Source organism: Tropicimonas sp., assembly GCF_047971885.1.
In the GTDB taxonomy this organism is placed as follows: Bacteria; Pseudomonadota; Alphaproteobacteria; order Rhodobacterales; family Rhodobacteraceae; genus Tropicimonas.
In genome coordinates, this window is record NZ_JBKEAE010000064.1 from 1 (window position 1) to 9,640 (window position 9,640).

General features: G+C 64.7%; 9 protein-coding genes. 3 read left to right on the forward strand and 6 right to left on the reverse strand.

The window, feature by feature from the left end:
* The 5 genes from ACK5IR_RS06680 to ACK5IR_RS06700 all read right to left on the reverse strand — a co-directional run.
* The coding region (locus ACK5IR_RS06680; protein ID WP_416927167.1) for an LrgB family protein at window positions 1-364 on the reverse strand (364 nt) is incomplete at its 3' end.
* Window positions 357-704 carry a CidA/LrgA family protein gene (locus tag ACK5IR_RS06685; RefSeq protein ID WP_416927169.1) on the reverse strand — a complete coding sequence of 116 codons (348 nt, stop codon included), beginning with the start codon at window positions 702-704 and terminating at the stop codon, window positions 357-359. The genes ACK5IR_RS06680 and ACK5IR_RS06685, both read right to left, overlap by 8 nt.
* A 196-nt stretch (window positions 705-900) precedes the next feature.
* The gene (locus ACK5IR_RS06690; protein WP_416927171.1) at window positions 901-3,255 is read right to left on the reverse strand and encodes a TRAP transporter large permease; all 2,355 of its coding nucleotides are present in this window, start codon (window positions 3,253-3,255) and stop codon (window positions 901-903) included.
* A gap of 12 nt (window positions 3,256-3,267) precedes the next feature.
* Entirely contained in the window at window positions 3,268-4,182 is a 915-nt protein-coding gene (locus ACK5IR_RS06695) for a TRAP transporter small permease subunit (protein WP_416927173.1), read from the reverse strand.
* Window positions 4,183-4,280: 98 nt separating this feature from the next.
* Window positions 4,281-5,363 (reverse strand): TRAP transporter substrate-binding protein, encoded by a 1,083-nt coding sequence (locus ACK5IR_RS06700; protein WP_416927175.1) that lies wholly within the window; start codon window positions 5,361-5,363, stop codon window positions 4,281-4,283.
* A gap of 392 nt (window positions 5,364-5,755) precedes the next feature.
* Between ACK5IR_RS06700 and ACK5IR_RS06705 the strand changes: the two genes are divergently transcribed.
* Together ACK5IR_RS06705 and ACK5IR_RS06710 are read left to right on the forward strand one after the other, a co-directional pair.
* A complete protein-coding gene (locus ACK5IR_RS06705) occupies window positions 5,756-7,114 on the forward strand; it encodes a cache domain-containing protein (protein ID WP_416927177.1) in 1,359 nt (452 codons plus the stop codon).
* Entirely contained in the window at window positions 7,111-7,752 is a 642-nt protein-coding gene (locus ACK5IR_RS06710) for a response regulator (protein WP_416927179.1), read from the forward strand. The genes ACK5IR_RS06705 and ACK5IR_RS06710 overlap by 4 nt, the downstream gene beginning before the upstream one ends.
* A 42-nt stretch (window positions 7,753-7,794) precedes the next feature.
* Here ACK5IR_RS06710 and ACK5IR_RS06715 read toward each other — a convergent pair whose 3' ends face one another.
* Window positions 7,795-8,841 carry a cytochrome-c peroxidase gene (locus tag ACK5IR_RS06715; protein ID WP_416927181.1) on the reverse strand — a complete coding sequence of 349 codons (1,047 nt, stop codon included), beginning with the start codon at window positions 8,839-8,841 and terminating at the stop codon, window positions 7,795-7,797.
* A 446-nt stretch (window positions 8,842-9,287) separates the two neighbouring features.
* Between ACK5IR_RS06715 and ACK5IR_RS06720 the strand changes: the two genes are divergently transcribed.
* Window positions 9,288-9,640: thiamine pyrophosphate-binding protein (locus ACK5IR_RS06720; RefSeq protein ID WP_416927183.1), on the forward strand; the 353-nt coding region annotated here is incomplete at its 3' end.

The window sequence follows — 9,640 nt, forward strand, 5'->3', positions numbered from 1 at the left end:
ACGCGATACCCACCGCCGACAGGATCGCCGTGAGCGACCCGGCAAGCAGGCTCGCCGTGATGGCCAGCGCCGACCGGCGCACCCGGTGCCACTGGCGGTAAAGCGGAACCGCCAGCGATACCGTCGCCGGCCCGAGCAGGAAATGAACGAATTGCGCACCCTCGAAATAGGTCGCGTAATCGGTTCCGGTCAGGGCCAGAACCGCCACGATCAGCAGCACCGCAACGAGCACCGGGTTCAGCAGGGGCGAGCGGCCACCCCGCTCGAATACCCAGACGGCCGCCTGAAAGGCGACAAGCGTCAGCGTCAGGTTGAAGAGCGGCGTTGCGCTGAGATAGACCCAGGTCTGCTGAAGATTATCCATCGGCGCCCACCCGCCCCAGCCAGCGCATCATCAGCCCTGTCACCGCGATGGTCAGCACCGTGCTGAGCACAAGCGCGGCGCTCAGCGGTACGATGGCCGCGCCAAGCAGCCGGAAGTGCAGTATCACCCCGGTGCCCGCCGGGACGAAAAGCAGCGACATGTAACGCAGCAGCGCACCGGCGGTCTGCCCGAGGTCCTCGGGGACCGCGCCGCGAAGGGACAGGTAGACAAACAGCAGCACCATGCCGATCACCGGCCCCGGAACCGGCAGTTTCAGGATACCGGCGATAACCTCGCCGGCAAGCTGGCAGACGAAAATCAGTGTGAGATAGCCCAGCATGGCCGCACCCCGTGCAATCGGCCCGCCAACGTCGCGGCGCCTTCGGCTTCGCTGCCATGCAAAGCCGCCGGGTGCAATGACGGCGGTCGCATGGTACACACCGGCGCGGTATCCGCCGGAGGACGGGAGAGCTGCCTTGCCGGCCGCGTTCGCGCGGGCAGCCGGCAAGGCAGTACGACGGGCTGCCAGCCGCCCGTCAGTTCGGTATCAGGTTGGGCACGATCGTGACGATCGACGGGAAGAGCCAGAGCAGCCCGATCCCGAGAACCTGTATCAGCACGAAAGGAGCGACACCGGTGTAGATCTGCCGGGTCGAGACCTCTTTCGGCGCGACCCCCCGCAGGTAGAACAGCGCAAAACCGAAGGGCGGTGTCAGGAACGAGGTCTGAAGGTTGACCGCGATCATGATCGTCACCCATTTCGGGTCCATGGTGCCGCCATAGATCACCGGCCCGACGATCGGGATGACGATGTAGATGATCTCGAGAAAGTCGAGCACGAAACCGAGAACGAACAGCACCAGCATCACCAGCAGGAAGACCGTCATTTCGTTGTCGAAACTGCGCAGGAAGCTCTGGATGTAATGCTCGCCGCCGAACGAGATCACCACGAGATTGAGCAGTTGCGAGCCGATCAGGATGGTGAAGACCATCGAGGTGACCTTGGCCGTCTCGCGCACGACGGGCCCGAGCACACCCTTGGCGAACAGCACCCAGCAGGCGTAGAAAATCCCGAACATCGCAAACAGATAGGTGCCCTGCGCGACCAGATACGCGACCCGGTTCTCGAAACTGACCGATCCCTGCTGGACGCGCAGGTCGAAGTTCACGCCGACCAGCAACATGATGACGATGGCAAAGGTCGACCAGACGATAAGCTGCCCCTTGCCGTCGTCTTCGGAAAGCCGCCGGTAGGCGGCCAGCATCAGTGCACCGCCCGCGCCGAGCGCGGCAGCCGGGGTCGGGTTGGTGATACCGCCGAGAATCGAGCCCAGCACGGCCACGATGAGCACCAGCGGCGGAAAGACGACGCGGATGAACTCGTTCCCGCCCAGCATCCCGGCTGCCCGCCGGCAGCCGTAGAGCGTCAGCGCCAGCGGAATGGCAAGCAGCAGCAGCGACCGCCCCGGCGTTGTCAGCGGCCCGATCCAGAGCCAGTCCACCACAAGGGCCAGCACAACCCCGACCGCGCCGACCAGAAGCGGCGCCGGATCGGCCGAGGGCGCAATGCCGCGCGCGGTGGTCAGCACCAGCGCGAGCAGCAGGAACCCGGTGGCGATAGAGGTCGAAACCGGCCGCGCGCCGGCGATCCTGGCGTCGCGGGCGGCGGCGATTTCCTCTTCGGAAAGACGCTGCGCCCGTTGCACCCCGCCGGCCGAGTCGATTTCGGCCTGTTCGGCCACCGCCCTGTCCCATGCGGCCTGTCCGTGCAACTCGATCATCGCGGTCTTGCACCTGTCATTGACGCGCGTGCGCAGGCTCGCCGTCTGGCCGGCCTCGGAGAAGCTGGCGACCGTGGTGCTTTGCGAGCCGATCACACCCATCGAGTGCAGCATCACCGTGCCGCCGATCAGCAGTGCCGGCACGAACAGAAACCATGTCAGCCCCCAGGCGCGGCCGATGGGTTCGCCCTCGCCATGGCCCAGTTCGACCGGCGGCGCCTTGTGCGGATTGAGCAGGGCAAAGCCGAACGCATAAACCGCGTAGAGCACCGCCAGCATGATCCCCGGCAGCATCGCCGACTGAAACAGCGTGCCCACCGAAACCACCGCCGGCTCGCCCAGATAGGTCAGCGCATCGCCGCAGCCGACAAGCTGGGCGCGCGCCTCCTGCGCGGTGGCATAGAGATCGCCCGCAAGCGTGCCCAGCAGGACGATCACGATCGACGGCGGAATGATCTGCCCCAGCGTCCCCGACGCGGCGATGACCCCGGTGGCAAGCTCGGGCGCATAGTTGTTGCGCAGCATGGTGGGCAGCGCCAGCAACCCCATGGTGACCACGGTTGCGCCGACGATCCCGGTCGAAGCGGCAAGGAAGGCGCCGACGACGACGATGGAAACCGCCAGCCCGCCCGGCATCGGCCCGAAGATGCGCGCCATGGTGGTCAGCAGGTCGTTGGCGATCTTCGAGCGCTCCAGCGTGATGCCCATCATCACGAACATCAGCACCGCCAGCAGCGTCTCGATCGAGGCGCCGGCCAGCACACGCTCGTTGATCCGGTTGACGATGAAACTGAGGTTGCGGTCCATCGCCTGTTCCCAGCCACCTGGAAACAGCGGCTCGGCGACACGCGGCAGATCGGGATAGCGGAAAACCGATATCGCATCGTTATGTATCCCCTGCCCGACCAGCGCCCGATAGGCGTCCGATCCCGAATCGATGGCCTGATGCACCAGCAGGCCGGCCGAATCGAGCGCGGCGATGATCCCGAAGGCGATGATGCCGGCGCCGCCGATGGCAAAGGCCACCGGAAACCCCGACAGGATCGCCCCGAAAAGACAGAGAAAAACGATGATCAGCCCGATCTCGACGCCATCAAGTCCAAAAAGCATGTACCCTGCCCCTTAGTGGATTTCCGCGGCGCGCTCGGCGTCGGCGTCGTCCAGCCTGTCCTTGTCGAGGTATCTGTCCTCGCTCGCCTCGCCTTCGACCATTTCCAGCCACGAACGGTAGAAAAAGGCGATCGCCTGCAGAAACACCAGCCCGGCAAACGCAACCAGCAGCACCTTGAACAGGAAATAGGCGTTGAACCCGTTGGGCGAGAAGCTGATGGTCTCGACGTTCCATTTCACGATCGTCGCCTTGCGAAGCATCATCTCCAGCTTGTCGCTGGCCGATATCTTGGGCGTGATCAGATGCCGCCACATGAAGAACCAGCCGTACATCCAGATCAGCGTCGCCATCGGCATCATGAACAGCAGCGAGCCCGCCATGTCGATGATCTTGCGGATCCGGAACCGCGAGATCGCGTAAACCAGATCGACGCGCACATGACCGCCCTGAACGAACGTATAGGTGGCGCAAAGCGCGACGATCATCGCGTTGTAGAGCTTCAGTTCCTCGGACCACCACGAGACATCGTGGGTGATCGCGGTGCCGAACCCGATGGTGATCTGCGAGGCGGCAAAAACCCGCTGCATGAAGATGATCAGGATCTGCTGAAGCACCATCAACAGCCCGAACCAGGCGGTGAACCGCCCCAACCCGTTGGCCAGCCCTTCGAGCCCGCGCACCACGCCCCACATCAGGCGGTGATGGAACATGCAGAGCACGGTCAGCAGCAGGAAGGCGGTAAAGACGACAAAAAAGAACTCGACCGAACCGCCGTAATAGGCAAAGCGCATCAACGCCTCCTTGTCCGACCAGTCGAGCCACAACCCGGGATGTGTTACGGCCTGATAGAAATTACCAAACGATTCCAGAATATTGGCAGCAATCCATCCGGGTATGCTGCCGCCCCATGCTTCCACGAGTCCCATTTTCCTGCTCTCCGGCGGGTCGGGTTGTTTTCAGGCGTTCGTCGGTTGCACGAAACGGGCGGGCCCGGCGGGCCCACCCTCATTCGCGCCCGCCCGGTTCAGCCGAGCACGCGGTTGCGCTGCGCCAGGAAAGCCCCCTCCGAACGGCTGGCCCAGCCGGCCGAACTGGCGAGCGAGGCTGTGAAGCTCTCGTAGCAGCGCTTGTAGAGATCGTCGCCCAGCGGTTCCTCGATGACCTCCTTCGAGGCCGCGCCGAAGGCATCCCACACGCTGTCGGGGAATTCCATCACCCTGACCCCGCCGGCCTGCAGGCGCTGCAGCGCGGCCGAGTTGTGGGCCATGAACTGGGCCATGTTCCAGATGTTGCACGCCCCGGCGACCTGTTCGATGATGCCCTGCTGCGCCGGGGTCAGGCCGTCGAACACCCCGAGGTTGACCGTCAGCGACAGGTTCGGCCCGGGCTCGTGGAAACCGGCGGTATAGTAGATCTTGGTGATCTCCTGGAAGCCGGCCTTCTCGTCGGCCCAGGGGCCGATCCATTCGGTGCCGTCGATCGCGCCGGACGACAGCGCCTGATAGACCTCGGAGCCGGGAAGGTTCTGCACCGATGCGCCCAGCTTGCCCAGCACCTGCCCGCCCTGTCCGGGCATGCGGAACTTCAGGCCCTGGAAATCCTCGGGCGCGTTGATCTCGCGGTTGAACCAGCCGCCCGACTGCGGGCCGGTATTGCCGGCCGAGAACGACTTGAGGCCGAAGATCTCGTAAAGCTCGTCACGCAGTTCCCTGCCGCCGCCATGGTAGTTCCAGTTGGCGTATTCCTGAAAGGTCATGCCAAACGGCACCTGGCTGAAGAACGACAGCGCCGGATGCTGGCCAAGGAAATAGTAATCGACCCCATGATACATGTCGGCCTGCCCCGAGGATACGGCATCGAAGGATTCGAAGGCGCCAACAAGCTCGCCGCCGGCCTTCAGGTCGACGGTCAGTTGCCCGTCGGTCAGCGCGGTGATCGCGTCGGCGCAATACTGTGCCGCATCGTGCACGCCGGCCAGCCCCCGGCCCCACGTCGAAACCATCGTCAGTGTGCGGTTGCCCTGCGCATAGGCCGGCGCGGCAAGTGCGGTCGCAGCGGCGGCCGAGCCCCCCAGCGCCGAGTTTTTCAGAAATGAACGACGATCCATGAGCGTTTCCTCCCCTTGCATCTGGATGCCCGCCCCGAAGCGGGCGGATCGTTTTCGTGTCGCGCAGCCTAGCGGCGGGGGCTGCGCGGGGAAATACCGACTTTTGCGTAGAAACGCGGAAATTCCGCTGAAATTTGTGGCAAAGCCAATCGCCCGGAAGCCGGCACCGCGCGGTCGGACGGCGCCGATACAGCGCGTATGGCGCAATCGCATCGTAACGTCACAAGGCGGCCTGCTTGCCAGTCCGCGCCGCAGCCGGATAAACTGCGGCCCTGTCGCGCAGCCCCAGAGGACCTCCGCTGAGAAACCTCCTTGCCCGCAAGTGGGCCGTCCTGCGGCCCGGCTATGCCCAGAAGCTGTCGCTGCTGGCGACAGTGCCGCTGATTCTGGCAATGACCGCGGTTGCCGCGCTGGTGACGGTGCAGTCGCACGAGCTTGCCGAATGGGAGATCGAGAAGCTCGAAACCCACCTGATCGATGCCAAGAAAAGCGAGTTGAAGAACTATCTGGCCATCGCCCGGACCGCGATTTCCGGCGATTACGGACACGCGCCCCCCGACGACGAAGCGGCAAAGAGGCGCGTTCTCCAGACGCTGGCATCGATGATCTATGGTCAGGACGGATATTTCTTCGTTTTCGACTATGACGGCACCAATCTGGTTGCCCCGCGCCAGACCGGGCTAATCAACCGCAACTGGGCCGGGCTGACCGATTCGCAAGGCACCCCGGTCACCGACCGGCTGGTCGAGATCGCCCGCAGCGGCGCTGGCTATCACAGCTACCTGTGGGAAAAACCCAGCACCGGCGACGAGGCGCAGATGGTCGTCTATGCGATTGGCCTGCAGGACTGGCGCTGGGTGCTTGGCACCGGGATATTCATCGACGATGTACTGGATACGGTCGCCGCCGCCCGTGCCGAGATCGAAAGCCGGGTCCGCCGCACCTTTGGCTGGATCGCGGCGATCGCCATGGCGGCGCTGTTTCTGGTCTTCCTCTCCGGGCTGGTGCTGAATATCCGCGAACGGCGCCTTGCCGATGCCAGGCTGAAGGCCCTGACCCAGCGCATCTTCGACACCCAGGAGGAAGAGCGCGGCCGCGTGGCGCGCGAGTTGCACGATTCGATCAGCCAGATCCTTGTCGGTGTCCGCTATGCGCTGGAACTGACGCGGCGCCGGCTTGTCACTGGCGACGCGCGCGCCGGGGCAAGCCTCGATTCGGGGATCGACGCGCTCGGCGGCGCCATTCAGGAGGTGCGCCGGATCAGCCGCGACCTGCGCCCCGGCGTGCTCGACGATCTCGGGCTCGGCCCCGCCCTGCAATCGCTGGTCGAGGAGTTCGGCCGCCGCACCGGGATCGAAACCGAGTTCAAGACCGTCGTCTTCCGCAACCGTCTGGATCAGGAGGCCAAGATCGCGCTTTACCGCATTGCGCAGGAGGCGCTGACCAACGTCGAACGCCACGCCGGCGCAACCCGGGTCGGCCTGCAGATCCGCGGCCACCGGGGCGGCGCATCGCTGCGCATCGCCGACAACGGCCGTGGTATCGCCGCCGCCGGCGGGCGTAGCGGAGAACAGGCGCATGGCCTCGGCCTGCGCAACATGCAGGAGCGGGTCGACCGGCTGGACGGCACGCTCAGGGTTCTGTCGACACGCTCCGGCACCGCGATCGAGGTGCATGTCCCGCTCAGCCACATGCTGCCGCCCGAACCCGATGCCAAGCTGCCGCAGGACGGCGAAAGGAGAAGCGCATGAGCGCTACACGGGTGATGATCGTCGACGATCACCCGATGGTCGCCGAGGGGATCGAGGCCATCCTTGAAACCTATCCCGATATCGAGGTCGTCGGCACCCTGTCGAACGGGCGGGCGGCGGTCGAGCGGGTCGCCGATCTGGAACCGGATGTGGTGCTGATGGATCTGAACATGCCCGGCATGAACGGACTTTCGGCAACCGAGATGCTGATGGAGGGCCATCCCGGCCTGCGCGTGCTGATCCTGTCGATGCACGACAGCCCCGAATATATCTCGACCGCGCTTGGCCATGGCGCCAAGGGATACGTGCTGAAGGATGTGCCCACCGAGAAGATCAAGGAGGCGATCGACGCCGTGATGGCGGGCGAGCGCTATCTGTGCACCGGCGCCATCGCATCGCTCGCCCCCGACGGCGACGGCATGCGCGAGGCGCTCACCAGCCGCGAACAGACGATCCTGCTGCAACTGGCGCAGGGCCGGTCGAACAGACAGGTCGCCGCCTCGCTCGATATCTCGGTGCGCACGGTCGAGACCCACCGCAAGAACATCAAGCGCAAGCTGGGCATTTCATCGACCGCCGGCCTGACCCGCTATGCGCTGGAACACGGCGTGTTGCAGGGAACCGGCTTCAACCTCTAGGAAAGCCGCCCCGCGGGCGGCTTTCCGTGGTTCCGGCCCGGTCTATTCGGCCATCACCTGTGCCGTCGGCTTCGGCGTCGTGCCGGTCTCGGCCGGCAGCGCTGGCAGGACCACCTCCGGAATCGCCCCCGTCAGCGACCCCAGGAAAGCGACGATCAGTTCCACATCCCCGGACGCCATCTCGGCCCCGAGTTGCGATTCAGACATGATCTGCACCGCCTCGTGCAGCCCCCAGACCCTGCCCGAATGGAAATACGGCGCCGTCTCGGCGATATTGCGTAGCGGCGCGGCGCGGAAGACATATTCGTCATCTGCGGTTTCCGTCACCGCAAACCGGCCGATATCGCCCTCGGGCAGGATGTCGGCACCCGGCTTCTCGATCAGCCCGAACGGATAATAGTCGTGGCCGCCAACGTTGATCCCGCTGTGACAGGCGACACAGCCGGCATCCATGAACAGTTGCAGGCCCGCCTTCTGCTGCTCGTCCAGCGCCTCCTCGTTGCCGTTCAGGAAGGCGTCGAAGGGCGCGGGGGTTGTCAGCGTGACCTCGTAGGCCTCGATCGCCCTGGCGAAGTTGTCAAAGGTCACGGGGGCGCTTTCGCCGGGGAACGCGCCCTCGAACCAGGCGACATATTGCGGCATCGAGATCAGCGTGGCGACGACATTCTCCGGCGTGTTGGCCATCTCGACCGCCGCCTGCACCGGCCCCTTGGCCTGCGCCTTCAGGTCCTCGGCCCGCCCGTCCCAGAACTGGGCGATGTTGAAGACGGCATTGAAGACCGTCGGAGAGTTGCGCGGCCCCTTCTGCCAGCCATGCCCGATCGAGGTTTCAAGGTTGTCATCGCCACCGGTCGCGAGGTTGTGGCACGAGTTGCACGAGAACACACCCGAGGCCGACATGCGCGGATCGAAGAAAAGCGCCTTGCCAAGCGCGATCTTCTCGGGCGTCACGGTATTGTCGGCCGGGGCCATCAGGGTCGAGGGCAGCGGCTGGAAATACTCCAGCGCCTCGTCGCGCAATTCGCTCGCGGCAAGCGGCCCGCCCAGCACGCAGGCGGCAGCGGTTGTGGCAACAAGATAACGTCGCATCTCTGGCTCCAGTTTAGATTTATTCTACTTAAAGTTAATGCCGCAATACCGGCCCGGCGGCTTTGATTCAGGTCAATGAGGGTGAACAACCGGTCGCTTTCCCGCGGCGTCCGGCAAAACGCGACCGCCACCCGTACCGGGCGCACGGACGGCGGCGTCGTGGAGCCGTGTCGGCAACCCGGCGCACCCCGATCGCGAAAGAAAATTCCAAAGGCGCCGATAGCTGCGACATTTTATCCGCAAAAGCCGTTGACGCCCCTTGCGGACGCTCCTATGGTCCCGCGCACGAAAACCAAGGATCCCCGAGAATGGCAGACATTCTTGTACTCGTAGGAGGAAGGCACATGGGCCGGTAACCCCGGACACCCTGACGGAACCCATGTGCCCCCAGTCCCTGCGACCCGGGGGTTTTTTTATTGCCGCAACGCCTGACGATGGAGAGAACGATGGCGCAGCAAATGACCGGAGCAAGAATGGTGGTCCAGGCCCTGAAGGACCAGGGCGTGGACGTCGTGTTCGGCTATCCCGGCGGCGCCGTGCTTCCGATCTATGACGAGATTTTCCAGGATCAGGGCATCAAGCACATCCTGGTCCGCCACGAACAGGGCGCGGCCCATGCGGCGGAGGGCTATGCGCGTTCCACCGGCAAGCCCGGCGTCGTTCTGGTCACCTCCGGGCCGGGCGCGACCAATGCCGTCACCGGCATCACCGACGCGCTGATGGATTCGATCCCGATGGTCGTGCTGTCGGGCCAGGTGCCGACCTTCATGATCGGTTCGGACGCCTTTCAGGAGGCCGA